Source organism: Curtobacterium sp. Arg-1 (assembly GCF_025643395.1).
GTDB classification, from domain to species: domain Bacteria; phylum Actinomycetota; class Actinomycetes; order Actinomycetales; family Microbacteriaceae; genus Curtobacterium; species Curtobacterium poinsettiae.
In genome coordinates this window covers 2,973,696-2,995,947 of record NZ_CP095731.1, presented here as the reverse complement: position 1 = coordinate 2,995,947, position 22,252 = coordinate 2,973,696, and the positions used below count along the sequence as shown (strand labels likewise).

The window sequence follows — 22,252 nt, the reverse complement described above, 5'->3', positions numbered from 1 at the left end:
CCCGTGGCGCCGCGCACTGACGGACGGCCGCCGGTCGCGTGGTGGCTCCCGCTGCCCGCGGTGCTCGGCGGACTGTTCGTCGTCGTGCCGGTGCTCGCGATGCTCGGTCGGGTGGACTGGTCGTCGTTCGTCGGGCTCGTGACCTCCACCGCGTCGCTGACCGCGCTCGGGCTCAGCCTCGGCACGGCGCTCGCGGCCACCGGGGTCGCGTTCGTCCTCGGGTACCCGCTCGCCGTGCTGTTCGCGCGGTCACGCTCACGCTGGGTCGGTGTCGCACGGGCGGTCGTGCTCCTGCCGCTCGTGCTGCCGCCGGTGGTCGGTGGCCTCGCGCTGCTCGCGGCCTTCGGTCGGCTCGGGGTGGTCGGAGCGTTCCTCGACGACCACGGGCTGCACATCGCGTTCACCACGACCGCGGTGGTCATCGCCCAGACCTTCGTCGCGATGCCGTTCCTGGTGTCCTCGGTCGAGGGGGCGCTCCGTGTCGAGGGCGACCGGTACGAGCGGGTCGCCGCGACCCTGGGCGCCGGGCCGACCCGGACCTTCCTGACCGTCACGACGCCGCGGGTCCTGCCGGGGATCGTGTCCGGGCTCGTGCTCTGCTTCGCCCGGGCACTCGGCGAGTTCGGCGCGACCCTGACCTTCGCCGGCAGCCTGCAGGGGGTCACCCGGACCCTGCCGCTCGAGGTCTACCTGCAGCGCGAGGTCGACCCGGACACCGCGGTGGCCCTGGCCGTCGTGCTCGTGGTGGTCGCCGTCGTGGTCATCGGGGCGTCGTCGATCCGCACCCGCGGAGCACTGGCGTGACGGGCGCGGAAACCGTGGCCGTCCGGGCGCACGTCGTCGTCGGGTCGCGGGACGTCGACGTCACGATCGAGGTCCGTGCGGGGGAGTGCGTGGCGGTCATCGGGCCGAACGGTGCCGGCAAGTCCACGGTGCTCGAGGCCCTGGCCGGACTGCTGCCGATCGACGCCGGCCGGATCGAACTCGACGGCGTCCGGGTGTCGGACCCTCGGCACACCGTCCCCGCACACCGCCGCCGGACCGGGCTCGTCGCACAGCGGTCCGACCTGTTCCCGTTCCTCGACGTCGTCGGGAACGTCGCCTTCGGACCCCGTGCCGCCGGAGCCGGTCGCGCCGCCGCCCGGGAGCGTGCCCGCGATGCGCTCGACGCCGTCGGGGTCGCCGACCTGGCCGCCCGCGACCCCCGGACGCTCTCCGGCGGTCAGGCGCAGCGCGTCGCGATCGCCCGCGCGCTCGCCACCGACCCCGCGGTGCTGCTGCTCGACGAACCGACCTCGGCGCTCGACGTCGGCTCGCAGGACGAGGTCCGCGCAGCGCTCCGGACCGCGGTCGCCGGCCGGCCCGCCGTGCTCGTCACGCACGACCCGGTCGAGGTCGTCGCCCTGGCCGACCGCGTCGTCGTGCTCCAGGGCGGCCGGGTCGTCGAGCAGGGCACCCCCGCGGCCGTGCTCGGCCGTCCGACCAGCGCGTTCGCCGCGACGTTCTCCGGGCTCGCGCTGGTGCGCGGGACCGCCACCGGGGGTGGGATCGCGATCGACGGCGGGGGTGCGCTGGCGTCGGGGACGCACGCCGTGCCTCCCGGCCGGCCCGCCCTGGCCGCCTTCCACCCGACGGCCGCCGTGCTGACGCGGGACGGCGCCGGAGCCGCGCGCACCGTCTCGTCGCTCGAGCCGCGCGACGGACTGGTCCGCGTCCGCGCCGGCGACCTGGTGGCGGACCTGACGCTCGCCCGGCTGACCGCGCTCGGCATCGTCCCCGGCGACGCGGTGTGCATCGACGTCCCCGCGGCCGAGGTGGCGGTGTACGCGCCCCGCGGTTGAGACAATGGTCCGATGACCTCCTGGTTCCCCAAGGTGTGGCCCGTGGCCACGCCGATCCTGGCGGCCGTCGTGCTCGCGTTCTCGTACGGCCGCTACGGACTCGGCACCGCCGTGGTGGTCGTCGTCGCCGTCGTGCTCGCGGTCACGGTGCTCGCGGCCGTCCACCACGCCGAGGTCGTTGCACACCGGGTCGGGGAACCGTTCGGGTCGCTCGTGCTGGCCGTCGCCGTGACGATCATCGAGGTCGCGCTCATCATCTCGCTGTCGAGCTCCGGCGGTGCGCAGGCCGAGACCCTGGCGCGCGACACCGTGTTCTCGGCGGTGATGATCACGATGAACGGGCTCGTCGGCCTCGCGATCCTGATCGGGACCCTGCGGCACAACACCGTGCGCTTCAACCAGGAGGGTGCGAGCGCCGCGACCATGACGGTGGCCGCGCTCGCCGTGCTGACCCTGGTGCTGCCGACGTTCACCACCGGCACCGACGACGCGTCCTTCACCGGCACGCAGCTGGTGTTCGTCGCCATCGCGTCACTCGTGCTCTACGGGTTGTTCGTCGTCACGCAGACCGTGGCGCACCGCGACTTCTTCCTGCCGGTCAACCGTGCCGGCGGGGTGCTCGTCGAGTCCGAGGACGCCCACGCCGCACGCCCGTCCGGCCGCACCACGATGGTGTCGCTCGGGTTGCTCGTCGTCGCGCTCGTCGCCGTGGTCGGACTCGCCAAGGTGGAGTCGCCCGCGATCGAGGCCGGGGTCGCCGCCGTCGGGTTCCCGCCGTCGTTCGTCGGTGTCGTGATCGCGCTGCTCATCCTGCTGCCGGAGGGCATCGCGGCGTCGAAGGCCGCCGCACGGAACCGGATCCAGACGAGCCTGAACCTGGCGATGGGGTCCGCGATGGCGTCGATCGGGCTGACGATCCCGTCGATCGCGGTCGCGTCGCTGTTCATGCCGGGGACCCTGCTGCTCGGGCTCGGGCCGTCGCAGATCGTGTTGCTCGCGTTGACGATCGTCGCGGCGGTGCTCACGGTGCTGCCCGGTCGTGCGACGCGACTGCAGGGTGGGGTGCACCTGGTGATCTTCGCCGCGTTCATCGTGCTGTCCGTCTCGCCGTAGGGCGCGGGCGGGGCGGGCGCGGGGCGGGCGCCTGGTCGTTCCGGGCGTGCCTGGTCGAATCGGGCGTACCTGGTCGGAAGTTCCGACACGGTATGCGCGGAAGCACCAGGCATCGCGGGTGTTCTGGGAAGGAACGGGCGCGCCGCTCAGCCGCCGAACTCAGCCCCCGGCGAAGGGCGGCATGACGTCGACGACCTCCACGCCCGACAGCGAGGTCGCCCGGTCGCGCGTGGTCACACCGTCGACCAGGTACGAGCAGCGCTCCTGCAACGCACTCCAGCGCGCAGGGTCCGCCACGGCAGCCGCATCGATCGCCCCGAGGGCCGCGTCGATGGTGGCGCCCGACGTGGTCAGCGAGTCGACACCCACGGCAGCCCGGGCCGCGGCGAAGAACCGGATCGTGGTCATGGCTCAGCCGCCGATCGCGCTCATGCCGCGGGTCGGGTGCACGAGCTCGTCGCTGTCGTCACCGTGGTCGCGGGGCTTCGCCCACATCGCGAGCCGCCACAGCTCGGCGACCTGGTCGTCGTCCGCCCCGGAGCGCATCGGCCCGAGCACGTCGGTCTCCTCGTCGGAGAACAGGCAGCTGCGCACGTGGCCGTCGGCGGTGAGCCGGGTGCGGGTGCAGTCGGCGCAGAACGACTCGGTGATGCTCGCGATGATCCCGACGGTGCCGAGCGGTTCGCCGGTGACGGCATCGTGCACGCGGTACCGCTCGGCCGGGGCGCCGTCGCGCGGGGCGTCGTCCGGCGTGAGCACGAACGACGTCGCCAGCAGCGCGCGGGTCTCGGCCGCGGTGATCATCGAGGTGCGGTCCCAGGCGTGGTCGGGGTCGAGCGGCATCTGCTCGATGAACCGCAGCTCGTAGCCACGCTCCAGGCACCAGCGGAGGAGCTCCGGGGCGGCCTCGTCGTTGATCCCGCGCAGCAGCACCGCGTTCACCTTGATGTCGAGCCCGGCGTCGTGCGCGGCCGACAGCCCGGCGATGACCTTGTCGAGGAACGGGCGTCGGGTCACGGTGGTGAAGACGTCGGGGTCGACGGTGTCGAGCGACACGTTCACGCGTCGCAGTCCGGCGTCGTACAGGCCCTGGGCGCGGTGGGCCAGGCCGATCGCGTTCGTGGTGAGCGACAGCTCCGGGGCGTCGGGCAGTGCGGCGCACCGGGCGATCACGTCGACCAGGTCGTGCCGCAGCATCGGCTCGCCGCCGGTGAACCGGACCTTGCGGACACCGAACCGCGCCGAGCCGATCCGGACCAGCCGCTCGATCTCGGTCGCCGTCATCAGGGCTTCGTCGGGGGCGAACGGCAGCCCTGCCGCGGGCATGCAGTACGTGCAGCGCAGGTTGCAGCGCTCGGTGAGCGACACCCGAAGGTCGACGGCGCGACGCCCGAAGCGGTCGACGAGCCCGGTGGGAGCCGGGTCCACGGAGCCGGTCGTGCCGAGCAGGGTCGCGGGTGCCATGGTCGTCAGCGTACGTGCTCCACGCGTCGGAACGTCAGCCGCTCCCACCACCGGCGCCAGTCCGACCGGCTCGTCCGCAGCAGCGTGACGACCACGATGACCGCCACGGCCGCGAGCAGCCACCACCGGTAGGCGTCCGCCGACGGCCACACCCCGCGCAGCGCGATGGCCAGACCGATCGACAACCACTCCCACCGCCCGGACAGCACCACGAACGGGATGAGCAGCAGCGCGTACCAGGGGTAGCGCGGGGTCACGGCGAGGAACGTCACGCCGATCATCAGGACCTCGCCGGACCAGGGGCGCGCCGGGTCCGACAACCGCCACGCGACGAACGCCGCCAGCAGGACCAGGAGCCCGACCGCCAGGGTCCCGGCGTCGCCCTTGACCACGAGCGACACCAGCGCGAAGCGGGAGCCGTCCTCGTAGCCCTCCTCGTTCAGGTAGCCGGGCAGGTACCCGAGCACGTCGAGTCCGGTCGTCAGCACGTACGGCACGTAGAGCAGCCCGAACACCGCGATGCCGATCGGGATCGCCCACCACGCCCGCCCGCGGCCGAGCAACGGTGGGTACACGATCGCCGGGATGAGCTTCGTCGCGGTCGCGGCCCCGAGTGCGATCCCGCCCCAGATCGGCCGGCCGAACGCGACGAGCACGACACCGGCCGTGGCGAGTGCGGCGCCGACGACGTCGACGTGCGAATTGGTGACCGCCTCGGACGCGACGAGCGGCGACCAGGCCCAGAGCGCCGCCCACCAGGTCGGACGGCCGATCCGGCGGAGCACCACGACGAGCCCGATGGTCACGCCGAGCGACACGAGCAGGCCGGCGACCTGGAACGGCAGGTACTGCGCCGTCGCCGGCACGAAGAACCGCACCGCCGCGAACCACAGCTGCGCCATCGGCGGGTAGATCGTCGTGACGTCCGGCCGGTTGATCGCGGTGCAGTGTCCGTCGGCGCCGTCGCCGAGTCCGCGGAACCGGGGCTTCAGCGGGTCGCACGTGCCGTCCACCTTGTCGGGGAACAACCAGTCGGGTCGCAGACCGGACAGTGCCGCGGACTGGGGGGTGTGCGCGTACGGTGAGACACCGGCATGCTGGACGATGCCGTCCCACGCGTACCGAGCGGAGTCGGTGCTCGTGTTCGGCGGGCCGACCAGGGCAGCGATGCCGATCACCACCGCTCCGCCGATGACCATGGTGGTCATCCACCGGACGGGCACGAAGCGCACCGCGAGCACGGCGATGACGAAGACGGTCCAAGCGATCAGCGTCCACGCAACGAATGCAGAACGATGGCCCGATCGGAGGAACCCCAGATGCGTGACGCCGACGGCGATGACGCCCGACAGGGCCAGCACTCCGACGACGGCCAGCACGGTGCCGATCCGCGCGGCGGTGCCGTCGGCCAGGGACGGTCGGAGGGCACGCAGTCGGTCGCTCATGGTGCGTCGAGGCTATCCGGCGTCCAGCGTCTGCTGCACGACGGACGAGCAGCTCTGGCGTCCCCCAACCGCAACGCCCGCTCGGCGGTGGTGCTCGGACGCCTGCTCGGCATCGCGTTCCTGATCTGCTTCGGTACCGGGATCTACAGCCACCTGCTGCAGGAACCGCTCGGCTGGATGCGGTTCCCGACACGGCCGACGCAGCTGTACCAGTTCACGCAGGGCCTGCACATCACGACCGGGATCGCGATCATCCCGCTGCTGCTCGCCAAGCTCAACACCGTGATGCCCGCCCTGGTGCAGGTACCGCCGGTGCGCGGCGTGCTGCACCTGCTCGAGCGGCTGTCGATCGCGGTGCTCGTGTCCGCGTCGATCATCCAGGTCGTCACCGGCCTGCTCAACACGTACCAGTGGTACCCGTGGCCGTTCCCGTTCCGCCAGGTGCACAACGCGATGGCGTACGTGATCATCGGCTCGCTGGCCATCCACATCGCGGCCAAGCTGCGGGTCATCGCCCGCTACTGGCGGAAGCGCGACTCCTACGACGTGCACGGCCGGTTCATCGCGGACCCCGCGTCCGGCAGTGAGCTGCTCCCACCGGGCCTGGAGGATCGTGGTGCGTCCGCCCCGAGCGCTGCGGTCGCCGAGACCGCCGGGTCCACCGCCCCCGGCCTGTTGGGCCGCGTGTTCCGCTGGATCGATGGCGTCGACGGCGTCGACGCCGCCGGCGGCGCCGAGTCCCGTCCCACCGGACCGGAAACGGCCCCGGAGACCCGCGAGGTGTCCGAGGAGCCGAGTCCCGCCCAGCCGACGGCCGACGTGCCGGAGCCGGACCGGGCCTCCCGGCCGACGCCGGAAGCAGCCACCGGACGACGCCAGCGCATCGCCCGACGCGGGTTCTTCGCCGGTGTGACGGCGGCGACCGTGGGGGTCGTCGCGCTCACGGCGGGGCAGTCCTCGAAACTCGCGGAGCCGTTCAACGTCTTCGGCGCCCGTGGGCGTGGCATCGGCGCGAACGGCCTGCCGGTCAACCGCACCGCGCGTGCCGCCGGCGTGCTCGCCAGCGCGACCGCAGCCGACTGGACGCTCACCGTCGTCGGCCACGACGTGAGCCGGACCTTCGTCCGGGCGGAACTCGTGGCGCTCGGCACCGCGCAGGTCGACCTGCCGATCTCGTGCGTCGAGGGCTGGAGCCAGATGGGTACCTGGAAGGGCGTGCGGATGCGCGACCTGCTCGACGCCGTGCAGGCGCCGCAGGGATCGCACGTGCGGGTGACGAGCCTGGAACGGCACGGCGGCTACCGGATCATGGACATGGGGCCGGAGTACGCCGAGGACCCGACGACGCTCGTCGCCCTCGAACTGAACGGCGCGACACTCGACCTGGACCACGGGTTCCCGGCGCGGATCATCGCTCCGGGGCGGCCCGGTGTGCTGCAGACCAAGTGGATCGAGAAGATCGAGGTGCTCCGGTGAAGGCCGCGCGGATCGTGCTCGTGGTGATCGGTGTGCTGGTCATCGCGTTCGGGGCGTACGTGCTCGTGACGTCCGTCACGCCGAAGCGCATCGGCGGGCTCGGGGTGTGGCTGCTCGCGGCGGTGGTGCTGCACGACGCGATCCTGTCGCCGTTCGTGGTCGGTGCCGGGCTGTTGCTGCGTCGGGCCGGACGCTCGTTGCGGGCCTGGGTGCTCGTCGTCGTGCAGGCGGCGATCGTGCTCGGCAGCGTGCTCGCCCTGGTGGTGCTGCCGGAGATCGCGGCCAAGGACCACGGGCAGAAGAACCCCACTGTGCTGCCGTTCGACTATGGCACGCGGCTGCTGCTCGTCGAGGGGGCGCTCGTCGTCGTCGTGGTGGTCGTGCTCGTGGTCGGGGTGCTGCGGTCGCGTCGCGCAGGTGGGCCGTCTGGTTCGGCCGGTTCGTCCGCGGTACGCAGCACTGGTTAAAGGGACAACCTTTCGGTATGATCAGGCCATGACCGAGGAGACCCCGTGGCTCACCCGCGAGCAGCTGCGCGCGTGGATGAAGCTCGTCGCGGTCATGGAACTCCTGCCGGCGGCGCTCGACCAGCAGCTCCAGCGTGACGCCGACCTGACGCACTTCGACTACATGGTCATCGCGATGCTCTCCGAGACCGACACCAGGACCCTGCGGATGTCCGCGCTCGCCTCGGCCACGAACGCCTCGTTGCCGCGGCTGTCGCACGTGGTGTCCCGGCTCGAGAAGCGCGGGCTCGTCACCCGGTGCCCGTCGACCTCCGACCGCCGGGCCACCGACGTCCGGCTGACCGACGCCGGATACGCCACCATCGTCGACGCCGCTCCGGACCACGTCCGCACCGCCCGCCGGGTGGTCATCGACGCGCTCTCCGACGAGCAGGTCGCGCAGCTCGACGGCATCGCGGCGTCGCTCCTGACGCGCCTCGACCCCGAGGGGCGGTTCGCGGCGCTGACCTACCCGCGCGAGGACGACGACACCGCGATCTGCGAGCAGCGGCTGACGGGTGCGGCGACGGACTGAGCGGCCCTGCGCGGTGCGCTGCGGCCGATCGTCGGTCGTGGTGCTTGCAATAGGCTCGCCCCATGACCGACCCCGCCGCGCCGTCCGACACGTACTCCTACCTCGGACCCGCCGGCACCTTCACCGAGGCGGCCCTGAAGCTCGTCGAGGCCGCCGCCGGCAAGCCCTGGCGGAGCGTCAACAACGTCGGTGAGGCCCTGGACGACGTCATGTCCGGCCGCTCCGTCGGGGCCGTCATCGCGATCGAGAACAGCGTCGACGGCGGAGTCAGCGCCACGCAGGACGCCCTGGCCCGGATCCCCGGCGTGCGGATCGTGGGGGAGTACCTGGTCCCGGTCGACTTCGTGCTCGTCGCCCGACCCGGCACGACCCTGGCCGACGTCCGCACCGTGAACGCACACCCGGTCGCCTACGCGCAGACCCACAACTGGCTCGAGGCGAACCTGCCCGGCCACGGCCACATCCCGGCGTCGTCGAACGTCGCCGCGGCGCTCGCCCTGCTCGAGGCGGACCCCACCGCCGACGCCGCCGTCGCACCGCCCGGCATCACCGACCACCACGACGTCGTCGTGCTCGCATCATCCATCGGCGACAACGCCTCGGCGGTCACCCGGTTCGTGCTCGTGTCGAAGACGCTCGCGCTGCCCGAACCGACCGGAGCCGACAAGACGAGCGTCATCGTCGAGCTGCCCGCCGACCACCCCGGCGCCCTGGTCGACATGCTCGAACAGTTCGCGACGAGGGGCATCAACATGGGGCTGCTGTCGTCGCGGCCGATCGGTGACGAGCTCGGCCGCTACCGGTTCGTCATCGACCTCGACGGGCACGTGCGCGACGAGCGGGTGGCGGACGCGCTGCTCGGCCTGCGCCGGTTCAGCCCGCGCGTGACGTTCCTCGGGTCGTACCCGCGTGCGGACGGTGCCCGCCCCGAGGTCCCGGCGCGCTACTCGGACGCCGCGTTCGTCGAGGCGCGGGACTGGCTGCGCGCGATCGTGTCGGGCGAGCCCGGGGCGCGGTAGCGCTGCGGGTCAGGGCACCTGTCGCGAGCCGTGGCGGTCGTCCGCCGGGTCCGGCACGCGCACGGAGAGCCCCATCGGATCGATCCGCGAGCGGAAGGCGATGACCTCGCCCACCGGGTCGCCGTCGATCTCGAACTCGTCGGGGCGCTCGAGCCGCGCCGTGAACTCCTGCCCACGCAGGTAGCGCAGGGGCCGTTCCTCGCGCGAACGCGACACGATCTTCTTGCCGACCGCGGTCTTGCCCAGGTTCGACCGGCGGAACGCCCGCAGGATCCCGTTCTCCCAGAACACCCGCGCCCCGATCCGGACCCAGCCGAAGAACCCGCGGGGACGCATCACGGCGATGTCGAACACGCCGTCGTCGATCTCGGCGTCGGGCAGCAGGATCGCGCCGGCCTGCAGCATGCCGCAGTTGCCGACGATGAGCGAGTGCGCCCGGAGCGAGTGGTTGCCGTCGTCGTCGAGCTGGTAGCGGAACTCGAACGCGTTCGCGTCGCGCACCGAGCGGAACAGCGAGTCGACGTAGGCGAGCCAGCCGACCTTCTTCTTCAGCTCGGGCCGGGTGTTCACGAGCATCCGGGCGTCGAGCCCGAGGCCGGCCATCACCAGGAAGCCGAAGCGTTCGCGCTCGCCGCCGGGACGCTCCACCTTGAGCATGCCGAAGTCGATCTTGCGGTCGTCGCCGTGGAAGATCGTCCGGACGCTCGCAGCCAGGTCGTCGAGGGGCAGCTTCATGTTGCGCGCGAGCAGGTTGCCGGTACCGCTCGGCAGCAGGGCCAGGGTCGAACCGGCCTCGTGCACGACCTCGGCGACCGCACGGACCGTACCGTCACCACCGGCCGCCGCGACGACGTCGGCACCGGCCTCGATCGCTTCGCGGGCCATGCCGCCGCCCGGGTCTTCCTCCGAGGTCTCGAACCACAGGGTCTCGGCCCAACCGGCCTGCTCCTGGTGTTCCTGGACCGTGCGCTTGAGGGTCGGCAGGTGCACCTTGACCGGGTTGTAGACCACCGCGGCCGTCCGCTGCTCGGTGGGGAGGGCGTCCTGGTCCGCGGGCGCGGTCTCCGAAGGGCTCGACATACGTCCACGCTACCGATCGAGGCTGCGTGCGGTTGCCCCTGTCTAGGATGGAGCGGTGATCGATCCACAGCTGCTCCGCGACAACCCGGACGTCATCAAGGCTTCACAGCGGGCACGCCGTGCCTCCGAGGCCGTCGTGGACGAAGCCGTGGCCGCCGATTCCGCCCGCCGCAGCGCGATCACCTCGTTCGAGTCGCTCCGCGCCGAGCAGAACGCGTTCGGCAAGACCGTCGCCAAGGCCCCGAAGGACGAGAAGGCCGCGCTCGTGCAGCAGGCTCAGGCCCTCGCCGCCAAGGTGAAGGAGGCGCAGGCCACCGTCACCGCGGCCGAGGACACCTTCAACACCGTCGTCCGCGGCATCCCGAACGTCGTGCTCCCCGGGGTCCCCGAGGGCGGCGAGGACGACTTCGTCACGCTCCGCACCGTCGGCACCAAGCCCGAGTTCGACTTCGAGCCGAAGGACCACGCCGACCTCGGCGAGCACCTCGGCATCATCGACATCCCGCGCGGCGTGAAGGTCTCCGGCTCACGCTTCTACTTCCTGCGCGGCATGGGCGCCCGGCTCGAGATCGCGCTGATGTCGCTCGGCCTCGACCGTGCGATCGCCGCGGGCTTCGAACCGCTCATCACCCCGACGCTCGTGCGCCCCGAGACGATGGCCGGCACCGGGTTCCTCGGCGAGCACGCTGCCGAGGTCTACCGGCTCGAGGCCGACGACCTGTACCTGACGGGCACGAGCGAGGTCGCCCTGGCCGGCTTCCACGCCGACGAGATCCTGCCGCTCGAGGAAGGACAGGCCCACCGCTACGCCGGCTGGTCGACCTGCTACCGGCGTGAGGCCGGATCGGCGGGCAAGGACAACCGCGGCATCCTCCGCGTGCACCAGTTCAACAAGCTCGAGATGTTCACCTACGTGCATCCCGACCAGGCCGAGGCCGAGCACGAGCGTCTCGTCTCCCACCAGGAGCAGATGCTCCAGGACCTCGGGCTCCACTACCGCGTGATCGACGTCGCCGCCGGCGACCTCGGCACGAGCGCCGCGAAGAAGTACGACATCGAGGCCTGGGTCCCGACGCAGGGCACGTTCCGCGAGCTCACCTCGACGTCGAACTGCACGACGTTCCAGGCCCGCCGCCTCGACATCCGCTACCGCACCGAGAGCGGCAAGACCGCCCCGGTCGCCACCCTGAACGGCACCCTCGCCACCACCCGCTGGATCGTCGCGATCCTCGAGACGCACCAGCAGGCCGACGGTTCCGTCGTCGTGCCGGAGGTCCTGCGCCCCTACCTGGGCGGCGTCGAGGTGATCGAGCCCCGATGAGCACCCAGGGGCGGTTCGTGGACGGATCCGAGCAGGGCGCGGGCGCCGAGGCACCCGCGCGCACCAAGCGCTGGCTGGTCGCGCTCGACATCGACGGCACCACCATGCGCGAGGACGGTGTCATCACACAGGCGGTGGTCGCCGCCGTCCGGAACGCCGAGGCCGCCGGCCACGAGGTCATGCTCTCCACCGGCCGCAGCGAGGGCATGACCGTGCCCCTGCTCGAGACCCTCGGCATCCGGCCGAAGTACCTGGTCTGCGCCAACGGTGCGCTCGTCCTGGCCCGTCGCGCCGACGGCTCCTACGTGCGCGAACACGTCGAGCGGTTCGATCCGTCCGAGGTGCTGCAGACCATCCACGGTGCGCTCGAGAACGCCGCGTTCGGCGTCGAGGACGAGACCGGCCACTTCCTGCTGTCCGGCAACTTCCCCGACGACACGATGACCGTCGAAGGTGAGCACGTGCCGTTCGAGCAGCTGCTCGGCGTCGAGGCCACCCGCGTCGTCGTCATCTCGCCCGGCCACGACACCGAGGACTTCCTGCAGATCGTCGAGCAGATGGGCCTGCACAAGGTCTCCTACTCCGTCGGCTGGACCTCGTGGCTCGACATCGCCCCCGAGGGCGTCACCAAGGCCACCGCCATGGAACGCGTCCGCGAGTGGCTCGACATCCCGCGTTCCCGCGTCTTCGCCGCGGGAGACGGCCGCAACGACATCGACATGCTCCGCTGGGCCTCGACCTCCGGTCGCGGCATCGTCATGGGCCAGGCCCCCGACGACGTCGTCGACGCCGGCAACGAGCTCACCGGCGGCATCACCGACGACGGCTTGGCAGCGGCGCTCGATTCGCTTCCGCGCTAGTCCGCCTGCGCGCGCACCCCTGCCTGGAGGCCCGTTAGACTTCCAGGGACGCGATCACGTCTCGCCACGTGGTCGCGTCACTGGAGGGTTGTCCGAGCGGCCGATGGAGCCTGTCTTGAAAACAGGTGGGCAGAGATGTCTCGTGGGTTCGAATCCCACACCCTCCGCCACTACCGAGGTCCGTTGATCCGCAGCAATAAGCGGATCTAGCGGGCCTCGTCTTCGTTCCGGGAGGCCTCTGCCCACATCTTGCCCACAACCGTCTGCGCGAGCCCGTCATCGAGGCGGCCCGCAACGATGTCCAGGTCGTGTTCGAACAGGTCGGCGTACACGTCGAGCGTCATCGCTGCGGAGGCGTGGCCGAGCATCCGCTGCACGGCCTTCACGTTCGCGCCGGCGCTGACGGCGAGGCTCGCGGCTGTGTGCCGGAGCCCGTGAGGTGTCGTCGACGGGATGCCCGCCTTCCTCACCGCCGCGGGGAACCAACCGTGGTCGTTGTGCCAGCGACGCTCGTGCGTGCCGTTCTTCGTCGCGAACACGAGCTCGTCGTCGCTCTTTCCGACGCAGCGCTCTCGGAGCGCCGCAGCCAGCAGGGCAGGGAAGGGCACGGAGCGCCGCTTGTGCGTCTTCGGCGTCCCGACCGTGATGACGTTCGCGATCTCGACCGCGTTCACCGTCACGTTGAGCCGCCGGCGCGCGAAGTCGACGTCCTTCACCCGGAGCCCGACTGCCTCTCCCCACCGCAGGCCGGTGTACGCCAGCACCAGGACGAGCGTCGCCCGGTCACCCGCAGCGAGCGCGAGGTCAGACACCTGCTCATGCGTCAGGTAGACGTGCTCCTTGCGCTTCTTCCTCGGCAGGTTGACGTCGCGCGCAGGGTTGCTCAGGATCCGCCGATCCTTCACCGCGGTGTCCAGGATGCTCGCGAGCACCCCGTAGTTGCGGATCACCGTCGTCGCGCTCGCCGAGTTCATTGACGTGACCCACGTCTGCACCGCGCTGTGCTTCACCTCGGACACCTTCTTCGCGCCCCACACCGGCTCGACGTGGAGTCGCCAGGCGATCTCGAGGGGACGGAACGACGACGGCTTGAGGTGTGTCTGGTTCGCCAGCCAGACCGGGCCGAGCGCGCCGATCGTCTCCCGGGCGTCCTCCGGGCGTACGAACTCGCCCCGAGCCTTCGACACCTCGACCGAAGCGAGGAACAGCTCGGCGTCGCGCTTGGTCGTGAACCCGCGCTTGTCAGTCTGCGTTCGGTCGGGCGTGCGGTAGCGGACCCGGTACCGCCGACCGGCCTTCGTCGTGTACGGCTCGACCGACCCCATCAGCTGAAGGTGCCGCGTTCGGGCATCTCGACGCCGAGGTCGAGCAGCTCCTGACGGTCACGCGCCAGCTCTCGCTCGTTCTCTTCGTACCGCGCCGGGTTGCTGGCTTTCTGTTCATCGCTGTGTCGAGAGTCGAGGTAGGTGCGACGCCACTGGTTCTGGTACCTGGCGAGCGCTCGGAGGATCGCAAGCACGAGCGTTCGGCCGGGACCTGCGGGGCGCGGGCGGTCGTTCAGGCCCGGACGCTCGAGGAACCAGTCGATCAACGTGGCGGCCGTCGTGGACTCCAATTCGGTCTCGCCCCGAACGACCTGCACGTGCTGGAACGGTTGGTGCACGGGCAGGGCCAAGGCGACGGGCGGGATGTCTAGGACCTGAACGCGCCCTCATGGTGAAGTAGTCTCGCCATCATGGGGATGACCTCGATGATCGTCGACTACCGGCGTGTGCCCGTGCTCGGCAGCCTGCTCCGCAAGGTCGGCTATGCGATGGGGTTCGACTGCCCTGCGTCGATCGAAGTGGGGAAGCGTCTGACCATCGAGCACCGCGGTGTCGGCACGGTCCTGCACCCTCGAGTGAAGATCGGCGACGACGTGCGGATCTACCACCACGTCACGATCGGTCGAGCGCGCCTCGACGGGTCGTACCCGGGCGACACGTACATCGGGGACGGAGCGATCCTCTGCACCGGTGCCGTGATCCTCACGGGAACCAGTGACCGACACATCGGTGCCGGCGCGGTGATCGGTGCGAACTCCGTCGTCACGAAGGACGTGCCCGCCGGTGAGGTCTGGGCCGGCAACCCCGCGCAGAAGGTCAGCGACCGCAACTGGGGCTGACGACCACAGACAAGACCCCCTCGAGCTCCCGAAGGAGCTCGAGGGGGTCTTTTGCGCGATCAGCCGAAGTAGGTCGGATCATTCGGGACGTCGAGTGCAAGTCCGGCCCAGAGCGCCGCACGAAATCCGGAGTATCCGTCTCCATCAGGGCCGCCGTCGAACGGCGGCGACACCCACCAGGGGTGCTCGTCATCGTCGACGCGGTCGATGTTGGCGACGGTGGCCCAGTCACCGTGCTCGTCGCGGCGGTGCGCGCGGTATTCGGTCTCGCTGTGCCGGTGGAGGCGTGCAGGCTCGGTGTAGTCCACCTTGACTGTCGAGCCGATCTCGATGTTCTGGTAGTCCGTCATACTGCGACCGTAGCCGCACGCCCCTGGTCCATCCGCGCGCGTCTCGGCCATGCTGAGTCGATGAACATCGCAGCCGGGATCTTGTTCGCCGTGTCCGCCGTCGCGGAGCTCGGGGGCGTACTCCTCGTCGTCCGCGGCATCAGGTCAGCGAAGAAGAAGCTCGACACACCTGTCGAACACATCGTCGACGGCGGCGGAGCCGCAGACGGCCACGTGTGGCCACCGCGCCAGTCTTCCGACTCGGCGGAGGTCTTCCTGCTCGAGGCGATGGAACGTCAGGGGATGGCCGTGGGACTCCTCGTGACCGGCATCATCGCTGGCACCGTCGGCAACTTCCTGACGCTGGGCTAGCTGCCTTCGTTCGATGGTTTCGGCGGTGCTTCGTCCTCGGTTGCTTGGGGGTGGCCGCGTTCGCTCTCGAAAAGGGTGCGGATCGCGTCATCATCGAGGACCTCTTCGAAGGGGTAAGCGTTCCAGACCGCATCGCGAACCGCGAGGCCATCGATCCTCCCTGCGTGCCACGCGGGCAGGACGTCGGTGAGGATGGACGTTACGCCGGTCAGCCGTTTCGGATCCATGCGAAGCAACGTCAGCGCGTACATCAGCGTCTCGCTGACCTCTTTGCTGTACTTCCGGTCGAGCAACCGAATCTCCATGACCACGGTCGCTTCTCGTTCCGTGGAGGCGCGGTACTGCTCGAGCGACTGAGTCTGCTGAGTCGCTGCGGCCAAAAGCAGGGTCAGCGCGTCCCTCGTTAGTGTCGCCTGTGACCGCTTCGCCTGATGCTTGCGGTCGGCAATGTCTCGGAGCCAAGGCGCTACTGCTGAGCCGAGAAGCGACGCCGCCCCACCGATGGCTGCGCCAAGTAGTCCGGCTGTCGCACTGTCCATCCCGTCACCGTAGCGCGGTGCCAACCGCGTCACGCCACACCCACCCGCACTCGGCCGCCTGACTGAAGCCCCACTCGACGAGTGCGGCGCGGTCTGTGTACGCGATGACGCGGGCCTCGACCTCGAGAGTGCGATCGGGGAAGGTCACCCAGGCGAGGACCGGGTCCGGATCTGCGAGGTCGTATACGGGGCCACCGTAGGCCGCCTCGGGCAGACTCAACGCCGGGCCGAGCGCCCACCTGTCCCTACGTCGCCTGGTCACCCGGAGACGGTAGCGGGGGACCTCCGACACGCAGAGCTACAGCCGCCGCGGCTCATCCGGGAGCGACTGCAGCCAGCGTTCCCCCTCCTCGCGCAGGATGAGCGCCTTCTTCTTCCCCGGGTACTTCGGCACCAGCTCGCCCCTCCGAATCGCCTGGCGGATCGTCCAGCCGGACAGGTCGCAGACTGCAGCGAAGTGATCGATCCAGTACGCGAGTTGCCCCTGGTCTTCCACGCATCGATCGTCGCGGCACGATCGCTGACTGGCAATCGACAGATCTGACGAGCCGCGCCGGCGTGTACTCAGCCCTGGGAGAGAGACGCTAACCAGCGCAACCCTTCATCGCGGGTGATGAGTGCCTTCGACCGACTCGGAGTCGGGTATACGACCGTCAGGTAGTGGTCGCGCACGAGGTTCCGGATCGTCTGGGTCGACAACCCCACGGCCGCGGCAAACCCCGCGATCGAGTACGCCAGCCGGGCATCATCGAGCCGAACCGCGTCAAGCATCGAGGTTCCGCAAGAACGAGCTCGGGTGTCGTTCCGTGAGGACGGCGATGTGCACGAGCTCGGTGAAGGTGATGTGCCGTTCGCCGCGGAGCTTTCGGTACAAGCTCGGCACCGACATGCCGGCCTCACGGAGCGCGGCGCGCAGCCTCTTCGCCACCAGGCGAGTTGAGTCGTCAATGTCCATGCCGTGCAGCGTGGACCAGGGCTGTTGTCCGTATGGGTCAGACTGTCGGGAGAGCTCCCAGGGTCGAAACGTGTCCCTGCCCACATTTTGCCCACACCACCACGTGATTCACCCACACTGTTGTGATCGAGGAGTGTCCTACGTTGCCGTCTTTCCACCGATCTGAGGCGTCCGCCGCGTACCCGCGGGGCGGTGGGGCGGGTTCGAATCCCACACCCTCCGCGATGGACACACGGTTGCGACCACTCCGCCTCGACGACGCGGCCGTCCTGGCTGCGGTCATCACCGAGAACGCCGACCACCTGCGACCGTGGGAACCGTCCCGAGCGCCGTCGTACTTCACCGAGTCCGGGCAGCGGGACGTCATCACGCAGGCCCTCGCCGCGCAGCGGTCCGGCAACGCGGTGCCCTTCGTCATCGAGTCGACCGACGGGGAACTCCTCGGCCGCATCACGCTGAGCGGTGTCGTCCGTGGCGCCCTGCAGTCGTGCGCGATGGGGTACTGGATCCGCGCCGACCGCACGCGCCAGGGCCACGCGTCCCGCGCTGTCCGCGCGGCCGCCGATCACGCGTTCGACGTGCTCCGTCTGCACCGCGTGCAGGCCGAGACCCTGCCCGAGAACGTCGGCTCGCAGCGCGCGCTCGAGTCGGCCGGCTTCACCCGGTACGGCTTCGCGCCGGAGTACATCAAGATCGACGGGGTCTGGCGCGACCACGTCATGTTCCAGCTCCTCGCCCCCACGCCGGTCCCGTGATCGAGGTCGTCGAGTACCGACCTGCCTGGCCCGAGCGGTTCCGGCAGCTGCGCGATGCGTACGCCGCCGCACTCGACGATGCTGACGTGCGGTTCCGGAGCATCGAGCACGTGGGCAGCACGTCCGTGCCCGGCTTGGCGGCGAAGCCCGTGCTCGACGTCGACGTCGTGGTGGACGCTGCCGACGTCCCGGCTGCAGTGGCGGCGATGGCGACGATGGACTTCGAGCCGCGTGGTGAACTCGGCGTCCCGGACAGGCAGGCGTTCCGGGCACCGGAGCGGTTCGCCCCGACGAACACCTACGTCGTCGCGGCCGGGTCGCTCGCGCTGCGGAACCACCTGGCCGTCCGCGACGTGCTGCGTGCCGACCCGGCGCTCCGCGACGAGTACGCCGCCGTGAAGCGCCGGGCAGCCACCGAGGCCGAGGACATCGACGACTACATCGAGCGCAAGAGCGAGGTGCTGGGACGGATCCTGCGCGTCGGCGGCCTGTCCGACGACGAGCGCGCCGCCATCACCGCCACGAACCGTCGGATCACGGACCGCGGCGCGGGCGGCTGACGCGATCGGGGCGGGTGACGGTTCTGGTTCACGAATACGGGTGTTCGCGAACCAGAACCGTCAGCGCCCGAACGGGAACAGGTCTCAGGCGCTGGTGAGCATCGGGTAGAGCGCGGTGAGCGGGGCGCTCAGGCCGGCACGGACGTCGCGGCTGACCTGGTCGGCGAGGACCTCGTGCTCGCCGGCCTCGACCGCGTCCCAGATCGAACGCACGATGTCGGCGGGGTCGGACTTCTCGACGTCGAGGTCGGCGATCATGCCGGTGTCGGTGTAGCCGAGGTGGGCGCCGACGACCTGGGTGCCCTGGGGTGCGAGCTCGAGGCGCAGGGAGTTCGTGATCGACCAGAACGCAGCCTTCGACGCCGAGTACGCGCCGGCGAGGGCGACCCAGCTCAGCGCGGAGTGCACGTCGATCAGTGCACCGTTCGCGATCGAGGGGGCGAAGGTCTTGGCGACGCGGAGTGCGCCGAAGACATTGGTGGCGAAGATGCGCTCGACCTCTTCGACGGAGACATCGACGAGCGGGTCGGAGCCGGCGATCCCGGCGTTGTTCACGACGACGGTCACGTCAGCCGCGGCGCGGGCTGCGGCGTCGACGCTCTCCTGGCTCGTGACGTCGAGGGCGAGCGGGACGATGCGCTCGTCGTCCCAGGTGCGCGGGTTGCGGGCGGTCGCGTAGACCTTGGTGGCGCCACGCTCCAGTGCCTGGCGGACGAACTCGGCGCCGAGGCCGCCGTTCGCTCCGGTGACGAGGACGACGGCGTTGGTGAGGTTGGTCATGAGTGCTCCAGAGAAGAGAAGTTGAGTACGGAAATCGAACCTAGCACGTTGTGTCCGGAAATCGAACCCAGCTAGGATGAACACATGCTCGGCATCCTCGGCGGCGACGAGCGCTGCCCCATCGCACGCTCCCTCGACGTCCTCGGTGAGAAGTGGACGCTCATGATCGTCCGCGACGCCCTCGGCGGCTCGACCCGCTTCAGCCAGTTCCAGCAGAGCCTCGGCATCCCGCGCGAGGTCCTGACCGCACGCCTGGCCTCACTCGTCGACGGGGGAGTGCTCGAGCGCACGACCTACAAGCCCGAGGGAGCCCGTGCCCGCGAGGAGTACGTCCTGACCGGCGCCGGCCGCGACCTGTCGCTCGTGCTGCTCGCCCTCGGCAGCTGGGCGGACCGGCACCGCCCGTCCGAGCGGCCGTCGGACCTGCGCTTCGTCGACGCCGACAGCGGCGAGGCGGTCGAGGCCGCCGCCGTGACGGTGGATGCGCAGCAGCGCATCCCGACCGCGCGCCTGCGTGCCGTCATGGAGCCGGCGCCCTGAACGCGACCAGCTGACGGACGGGAGGCCCGTTGCGGCCCCGCCCCCGAACCTCCAGTCCGCTTTTGGGTGCGTCAGCGACGCACGTCGCACCCGCAGCTCGCGCCGAGGACCAACTCGGCGGGGACCAGGTCACGGTGCCACTGGTTGTCGGCGTCGAGGCCGAGCACGCGGTCGACCGCGGCGACCGCCATCGTCTCGATCGGCTGCCGGACCGTGGTGAGCTGCGGGTTCGTGTAGTCCGCTTCGGCCGCGCCGTCGAACGACACGATCGCGACGTCCTCGGGGACGCGCAGACCGAGCTCCCACAGTGCCCGCATGACGCCGATCGCCTGCATGTCCGAGCTGACGAAGACGGCTCGGGGCCCGGTCTCGTCGGCGAACATGCGGAGTCCGGCTTCGTAGCCACCGCGGCGGGTGAAGTCGGTACGGACGATGGGCCCGTCGGGCAGGCCGGCCTGGCGCAGGGCACGCATCCAGCCCTGCTCGCGGAGCTCCATCGATCCGGTGTGCCCCATCACGAGGCCGATCGAGGGGTAGCCGTGCTCGACCAGGTGGCGGGTCCCGTCGAGGGCGCCGCGCAGGGCGTCGACACCGATGCTCGCGTACTCGGGGACCTCGAAGAACGTGTTGAGCAGGACCATCGGCAGGCCGGGGTCGGTGACGGTCGACAGGTCCGGGTGGGTCATGATGCTCGTCACGATGACACCGTCGACCTGGCGGGCGGAGAGGCTGCGGAGCCGCTCACGCTCCTGGGCGGCATCGCCGTCGCTGTTGGCGAGCAGGACGTCGTAGCCGCGTGCTGCGGCGGCGTGCGTGACGGCGACGGCGAGCTCGGACCAGAAGGGGTTGTCGAGCTCCGGAACGATCAGGCCGAGCATCTTCGACGAGCCGGTGCGCAGGGCCTGGGCGCTCGCGTTCGGGCGGTAGCCGAGGACGCGGATGGCCTCGCGGACACGTGCGGCGGTGGCGGCGGCGACGGGGCGGGGGCCGTCGTGCACGACGTAGCTGACGACGGAGGTGCTGACACCGGCGTAGCGGGCGACGTCCGCGCGGGTGACCGCCCTCGGGTTCGTCGGGACGGTCACGGGTGCCACCTTCGTCGGGTCCGGGAGCGTCGTTCGGGTGCAGGCCACGACGGACCGGCACCCGAACGACACGTGTTACTCGGACGCGATCGTAGCCGACGACGTGCTGCCGGCTGACGTCGGTGCGCTCGTCGGCGTCGCGGGCGTCGCTCCGGCGTTCGTCGTCTCCGGGGCGTCGCCGAAGTCCGGCACCTCGAGCCGGGCGCCGCCCTGCAGCGCCGACTGGTGGGCGATGATGCCCGGCAGGGTGAAGCGCGCGGCGGTCCAGGCGTTCACCGGCGGCAGGGTCCGGTCGACGACGGCGCGGACGAAGTCGTCGGCCAGGAACTGGTGGCTGCCCTCGTGCCCGGTCGGCACGCCGTCGTACTCGGCGGGCAGGCGGTCGGTGTCGTGCACCTCGGCGTAGCCGGACACGAACGCGTCACGCAGGGACGGGTCGACGTCGGCCAGGCGCGGGTCGTCGAGGGACATCGTCGCCTGGGTGTCGATCTTGTCGCTGATGTCGTACGAGTCCTCCTTGTCCTGCCACACGCTCGTCTTCGCGAGCTGCTCGAAGCTGGCCTCGGTGCCGAAGTAGCGGAACCGCGACTCGCGGATGTGCGACGGGTAGCCGACGCGACGCATCTCGTTGATGCGCATGACCCCGCCGTTGTCGAGCTCGAACAGGGCGGTGGCGTTCGAGAAGTCGTTGTCGAACTGGCTGACGTCCTTGTCGAAGACGCCGTCGCCGCGGTCGTCCTTCACGCCGATGCAGCTGACGCTGACCGCGTGCCCGGGGATCGCGCCGAGGACCCCGCCGACGGAGTGCGTCGGGTAGAGCATGGGCGGGTAGCTGGCGGTGCGCTTCCACTCGTCGCCCCCGCTGTACTGGTACGCGGCGTAGAAGCCGAGGTCCATGTCGTGCACGTAGTCGCCCTCGGCGTAGAAGACCCGACCGAAGGCGCCGGCGGCGACCTGCTTGCGGGCGAACACCGTCGCGGGGTTGTAGTAGCTCGTCTCGCCCATCATGTAGGTCAGGCCGGTCTCGCGGACCGCCTGGATGATGTCGCGGATCTCGTCGACCGAGATCGCCATCGGCACGGCGGAGTACACGTGCTTGCCAGCGCGCAGGGCCTTGACCACGAGCGGGCCGTGGGTCCAGCGCTGCGTGAAGATCGCGACGGCGTCGACGTCCGAGGCGAGGACGGCGTCGAAGTCGTCGAAGGTGCCGTCGAGGTGCTGCGTCTCGACGAGTTCGGATGCCCGCTCGTCGACCAGGTCCGTGACGTAGACCCGGTCGACGTCGGGGTGGAGCTTGAACAGCTTGGCGAACTGGGGGGCGAACTGGCCCGCGCCGACCATTCCGACAGAGATCATCAGTGACCTTTCCAGGGGTGTGGGATGCGTCGCCGAGCGGGTCGCTCCGATGCGATCGAGCGCCATCCTGACACACGCTGTCTACACGTGACAACCCCTGTCCACGGCCCGGAAAAAGCCTCTTGCGAGCCGTGGTCCCCACGTGTAGATTCCCGGC

27 protein-coding genes and 1 tRNA gene are annotated in these 22,252 nt (G+C 70.5%); 15 read left to right on the top strand and 13 right to left on the bottom strand.

Annotated features, from left to right (window positions below; translation table 11 throughout):
- Positions 1-3 precede the first annotated feature (3 nt).
- Genes MXD64_RS14325 through MXD64_RS14315 form a run of 3 tightly spaced genes read left to right on the top strand, consistent with a single transcriptional unit; the run spans position 4 to position 2,954 of the window.
- A complete protein-coding gene (locus MXD64_RS14325) occupies positions 4-804 on the top strand; it encodes an ABC transporter permease (protein WP_017888284.1) in 801 nt (266 codons plus the stop codon).
- Positions 801-1,841, top strand: coding sequence for an ABC transporter ATP-binding protein (locus MXD64_RS14320; RefSeq protein ID WP_263136671.1), 1,041 nt, complete (start codon positions 801-803; stop codon positions 1,839-1,841). Before MXD64_RS14325 ends, MXD64_RS14320 begins: the two co-directional genes overlap by 4 nt.
- Positions 1,842-1,853: 12 nt before the next feature.
- Positions 1,854-2,954, top strand: coding sequence for a calcium:proton antiporter (locus tag MXD64_RS14315; protein ID WP_017888287.1), 1,101 nt, complete (start codon positions 1,854-1,856; stop codon positions 2,952-2,954).
- Between the two features lie 159 nt (positions 2,955-3,113).
- Here MXD64_RS14315 and MXD64_RS14310 read toward each other — a convergent pair whose 3' ends face one another.
- The 3 genes from MXD64_RS14310 to MXD64_RS14300 are packed head-to-tail and all read right to left on the bottom strand — an operon-like array spanning position 3,114 to position 5,863.
- Positions 3,114-3,362: a MoaD/ThiS family protein gene (locus tag MXD64_RS14310; protein ID WP_263136670.1), complete on the bottom strand. Its 249-nt coding sequence runs from the start codon at positions 3,360-3,362 to the stop codon at positions 3,114-3,116.
- Between the two features lie 3 nt (positions 3,363-3,365).
- Positions 3,366-4,418, bottom strand: a complete 1,053-nt coding sequence (gene moaA / locus MXD64_RS14305; protein ID WP_042540576.1) for a GTP 3',8-cyclase MoaA — start codon at positions 4,416-4,418, stop codon at positions 3,366-3,368.
- A 5-nt stretch (positions 4,419-4,423) separates the two neighbouring features.
- Positions 4,424-5,863, bottom strand: a complete 1,440-nt coding sequence (locus tag MXD64_RS14300) for a glycosyltransferase 87 family protein (protein WP_071250655.1) — start codon at positions 5,861-5,863, stop codon at positions 4,424-4,426.
- 87 nt (positions 5,864-5,950) lie between these two features.
- On the opposite strand from MXD64_RS14300, the gene MXD64_RS14295 reads away from it, so the two are divergent.
- The 4 genes from MXD64_RS14295 (at position 5,951) to pheA (ending at position 9,399) form a co-directional block, all read left to right on the top strand.
- The gene (locus MXD64_RS14295; protein WP_071250652.1) at positions 5,951-7,339 is read left to right on the top strand and encodes a molybdopterin-dependent oxidoreductase; all 1,389 of its coding nucleotides are present in this window, start codon (positions 5,951-5,953) and stop codon (positions 7,337-7,339) included.
- Complete coding sequence (locus MXD64_RS14290; RefSeq protein ID WP_017888292.1) at positions 7,336-7,806, top strand: hypothetical protein; 471 nt, start codon at positions 7,336-7,338, stop codon at positions 7,804-7,806. The genes MXD64_RS14295 and MXD64_RS14290 overlap by 4 nt, the downstream gene beginning before the upstream one ends.
- A 28-nt stretch (positions 7,807-7,834) precedes the next feature.
- Positions 7,835-8,380, top strand: coding sequence for a MarR family winged helix-turn-helix transcriptional regulator (locus MXD64_RS14285; protein WP_042540579.1), 546 nt, complete (start codon positions 7,835-7,837; stop codon positions 8,378-8,380).
- 62 nt (positions 8,381-8,442) lie between these two features.
- Positions 8,443-9,399, top strand: a complete 957-nt coding sequence (gene pheA / locus MXD64_RS14280) for a prephenate dehydratase (RefSeq protein ID WP_017888294.1) — start codon at positions 8,443-8,445, stop codon at positions 9,397-9,399.
- A 9-nt stretch (positions 9,400-9,408) separates the two neighbouring features.
- Here pheA and MXD64_RS14275 read toward each other — a convergent pair whose 3' ends face one another.
- Positions 9,409-10,479: a diacylglycerol/lipid kinase family protein gene (locus MXD64_RS14275; RefSeq protein ID WP_052481911.1), complete on the bottom strand. Its 1,071-nt coding sequence runs from the start codon at positions 10,477-10,479 to the stop codon at positions 9,409-9,411.
- A 55-nt stretch (positions 10,480-10,534) separates the two neighbouring features.
- Between MXD64_RS14275 and serS the strand changes: the two genes are divergently transcribed.
- The 3 genes from serS (at position 10,535) to MXD64_RS14260 (ending at position 12,830) form a co-directional block, all read left to right on the top strand.
- A complete protein-coding gene (gene serS / locus MXD64_RS14270) occupies positions 10,535-11,800 on the top strand; it encodes a serine--tRNA ligase (protein WP_263136669.1) in 1,266 nt (421 codons plus the stop codon).
- Positions 11,797-12,660, top strand: coding sequence for an HAD family hydrolase (locus MXD64_RS14265; protein WP_175470721.1), 864 nt, complete (start codon positions 11,797-11,799; stop codon positions 12,658-12,660). The genes serS and MXD64_RS14265 overlap by 4 nt, the downstream gene beginning before the upstream one ends.
- Before the next feature lie 82 nt (positions 12,661-12,742).
- Positions 12,743-12,830, top strand: a tRNA-Ser gene (locus MXD64_RS14260).
- A 36-nt stretch (positions 12,831-12,866) separates the two neighbouring features.
- On the opposite strand, the gene MXD64_RS14255 is transcribed toward MXD64_RS14260, so the two are convergent.
- Positions 12,867-13,985, bottom strand: a complete 1,119-nt coding sequence (locus tag MXD64_RS14255; RefSeq protein ID WP_263136668.1) for a tyrosine-type recombinase/integrase — start codon at positions 13,983-13,985, stop codon at positions 12,867-12,869.
- Entirely contained in the window at positions 13,985-14,335 is a 351-nt protein-coding gene (locus tag MXD64_RS14250) for a hypothetical protein (protein WP_263136666.1), read from the bottom strand. Before MXD64_RS14250 ends, MXD64_RS14255 begins: the two co-directional genes overlap by 1 nt.
- Positions 14,336-14,395: 60 nt before the next feature.
- Here MXD64_RS14250 and MXD64_RS14245 point away from each other — a divergent pair, with 60 nt between their 5' ends.
- Positions 14,396-14,824 (top strand): hypothetical protein, encoded by a 429-nt coding sequence (locus MXD64_RS14245; protein ID WP_263136665.1) that lies wholly within the window; start codon positions 14,396-14,398, stop codon positions 14,822-14,824.
- A 59-nt stretch (positions 14,825-14,883) separates the two neighbouring features.
- Here MXD64_RS14245 and MXD64_RS14240 read toward each other — a convergent pair whose 3' ends face one another.
- The gene (locus tag MXD64_RS14240) at positions 14,884-15,174 is read right to left on the bottom strand and encodes a hypothetical protein (RefSeq protein WP_263136664.1); all 291 of its coding nucleotides are present in this window, start codon (positions 15,172-15,174) and stop codon (positions 14,884-14,886) included.
- 60 nt (positions 15,175-15,234) lie between these two features.
- Here MXD64_RS14240 and MXD64_RS14235 point away from each other — a divergent pair, with 60 nt between their 5' ends.
- The gene (locus MXD64_RS14235; protein ID WP_263136663.1) at positions 15,235-15,525 is read left to right on the top strand and encodes a hypothetical protein; all 291 of its coding nucleotides are present in this window, start codon (positions 15,235-15,237) and stop codon (positions 15,523-15,525) included.
- Here MXD64_RS14235 and MXD64_RS14230 read toward each other — a convergent pair.
- The 3 genes from MXD64_RS14230 to MXD64_RS14220 form a co-directional block, all read right to left on the bottom strand.
- Positions 15,522-16,064: a hypothetical protein gene (locus MXD64_RS14230; protein WP_263136662.1), complete on the bottom strand. Its 543-nt coding sequence runs from the start codon at positions 16,062-16,064 to the stop codon at positions 15,522-15,524. The genes MXD64_RS14235 and MXD64_RS14230 overlap by 4 nt on opposite strands.
- Positions 16,065-16,362: 298 nt before the next feature.
- Positions 16,363-16,560 carry a hypothetical protein gene (locus tag MXD64_RS14225; protein ID WP_263136661.1) on the bottom strand — a complete coding sequence of 66 codons (198 nt, stop codon included), beginning with the start codon at positions 16,558-16,560 and terminating at the stop codon, positions 16,363-16,365.
- Positions 16,561-16,827: 267 nt separating this feature from the next.
- Positions 16,828-17,019 (bottom strand): hypothetical protein, encoded by a 192-nt coding sequence (locus MXD64_RS14220; RefSeq protein ID WP_263136660.1) that lies wholly within the window; start codon positions 17,017-17,019, stop codon positions 16,828-16,830.
- 224 nt (positions 17,020-17,243) lie between these two features.
- On the opposite strand from MXD64_RS14220, the gene MXD64_RS14215 reads away from it, so the two are divergent.
- The gene (locus MXD64_RS14215) at positions 17,244-17,774 is read left to right on the top strand and encodes a GNAT family N-acetyltransferase (RefSeq protein ID WP_071250642.1); all 531 of its coding nucleotides are present in this window, start codon (positions 17,244-17,246) and stop codon (positions 17,772-17,774) included.
- Positions 17,771-18,334 (top strand): GrpB family protein, encoded by a 564-nt coding sequence (locus MXD64_RS14210; RefSeq protein WP_263136659.1) that lies wholly within the window; start codon positions 17,771-17,773, stop codon positions 18,332-18,334. Before MXD64_RS14215 ends, MXD64_RS14210 begins: the two co-directional genes overlap by 4 nt.
- 84 nt (positions 18,335-18,418) lie before the next feature.
- Here MXD64_RS14210 and MXD64_RS14205 read toward each other — a convergent pair whose 3' ends face one another.
- Positions 18,419-19,114: an SDR family oxidoreductase gene (locus MXD64_RS14205; protein WP_056070240.1), complete on the bottom strand. Its 696-nt coding sequence runs from the start codon at positions 19,112-19,114 to the stop codon at positions 18,419-18,421.
- A gap of 84 nt (positions 19,115-19,198) precedes the next feature.
- Between MXD64_RS14205 and MXD64_RS14200 the strand changes: the two genes are divergently transcribed.
- Positions 19,199-19,654 (top strand): winged helix-turn-helix transcriptional regulator, encoded by a 456-nt coding sequence (locus MXD64_RS14200; protein ID WP_263136658.1) that lies wholly within the window; start codon positions 19,199-19,201, stop codon positions 19,652-19,654.
- A gap of 71 nt (positions 19,655-19,725) precedes the next feature.
- Here the strand turns inward: MXD64_RS14200 and MXD64_RS14195 are convergent, their stop codons facing one another.
- Both MXD64_RS14195 and MXD64_RS14190 read right to left on the bottom strand, forming a co-directional pair.
- Positions 19,726-20,748, bottom strand: a complete 1,023-nt coding sequence (locus MXD64_RS14195; RefSeq protein ID WP_042540619.1) for a LacI family DNA-binding transcriptional regulator — start codon at positions 20,746-20,748, stop codon at positions 19,726-19,728.
- A gap of 66 nt (positions 20,749-20,814) precedes the next feature.
- A complete protein-coding gene (locus MXD64_RS14190) occupies positions 20,815-22,095 on the bottom strand; it encodes a Gfo/Idh/MocA family protein (RefSeq protein ID WP_081612345.1) in 1,281 nt (426 codons plus the stop codon).
- Positions 22,096-22,252: the final 157 nt, after the last annotated feature.

Excerpts from the sequence above, each read along its gene's own strand:
- MXD64_RS14315 (WP_017888287.1), top strand. The coding sequence starts at position 1,854 with ATGACCTCCTGGTTCCCCAAGGTGTGGCCCGTGGCCACGCCGATCCTG.
- MXD64_RS14310 (WP_263136670.1), bottom strand. The coding sequence starts at position 3,362 with ATGACCACGATCCGGTTCTTCGCCGCGGCCCGGGCTGCCGTGGGTGTC.
- moaA (WP_042540576.1), bottom strand. The coding sequence starts at position 4,418 with ATGGCACCCGCGACCCTGCTCGGCACGACCGGCTCCGTGGACCCGGCT.
- MXD64_RS14300 (WP_071250655.1), bottom strand. The coding sequence starts at position 5,863 with ATGAGCGACCGACTGCGTGCCCTCCGACCGTCCCTGGCCGACGGCACC.
- MXD64_RS14285 (WP_042540579.1), top strand. The coding sequence starts at position 7,835 with ATGACCGAGGAGACCCCGTGGCTCACCCGCGAGCAGCTGCGCGCGTGG.
- pheA (WP_017888294.1), top strand. The coding sequence starts at position 8,443 with ATGACCGACCCCGCCGCGCCGTCCGACACGTACTCCTACCTCGGACCC.
- MXD64_RS14275 (WP_052481911.1), bottom strand. The coding sequence starts at position 10,479 with ATGTCGAGCCCTTCGGAGACCGCGCCCGCGGACCAGGACGCCCTCCCC.
- MXD64_RS14265 (WP_175470721.1), top strand. The coding sequence starts at position 11,797 with ATGAGCACCCAGGGGCGGTTCGTGGACGGATCCGAGCAGGGCGCGGGC.
- MXD64_RS14255 (WP_263136668.1), bottom strand. The coding sequence starts at position 13,985 with ATGGGGTCGGTCGAGCCGTACACGACGAAGGCCGGTCGGCGGTACCGG.
- MXD64_RS14245 (WP_263136665.1), top strand. The coding sequence starts at position 14,396 with ATGGGGATGACCTCGATGATCGTCGACTACCGGCGTGTGCCCGTGCTC.
- MXD64_RS14240 (WP_263136664.1), bottom strand. The coding sequence starts at position 15,174 with ATGACGGACTACCAGAACATCGAGATCGGCTCGACAGTCAAGGTGGAC.
- MXD64_RS14235 (WP_263136663.1), top strand. The coding sequence starts at position 15,235 with ATGAACATCGCAGCCGGGATCTTGTTCGCCGTGTCCGCCGTCGCGGAG.
- MXD64_RS14230 (WP_263136662.1), bottom strand. The coding sequence starts at position 16,064 with ATGGACAGTGCGACAGCCGGACTACTTGGCGCAGCCATCGGTGGGGCG.
- MXD64_RS14220 (WP_263136660.1), bottom strand. The coding sequence starts at position 17,019 with ATGGACATTGACGACTCAACTCGCCTGGTGGCGAAGAGGCTGCGCGCC.
- MXD64_RS14215 (WP_071250642.1), top strand. The coding sequence starts at position 17,244 with ATGGACACACGGTTGCGACCACTCCGCCTCGACGACGCGGCCGTCCTG.
- MXD64_RS14205 (WP_056070240.1), bottom strand. The coding sequence starts at position 19,114 with ATGACCAACCTCACCAACGCCGTCGTCCTCGTCACCGGAGCGAACGGC.
- MXD64_RS14200 (WP_263136658.1), top strand. The coding sequence starts at position 19,199 with ATGCTCGGCATCCTCGGCGGCGACGAGCGCTGCCCCATCGCACGCTCC.
- MXD64_RS14190 (WP_081612345.1), bottom strand. The coding sequence starts at position 22,095 with ATGATCTCTGTCGGAATGGTCGGCGCGGGCCAGTTCGCCCCCCAGTTC.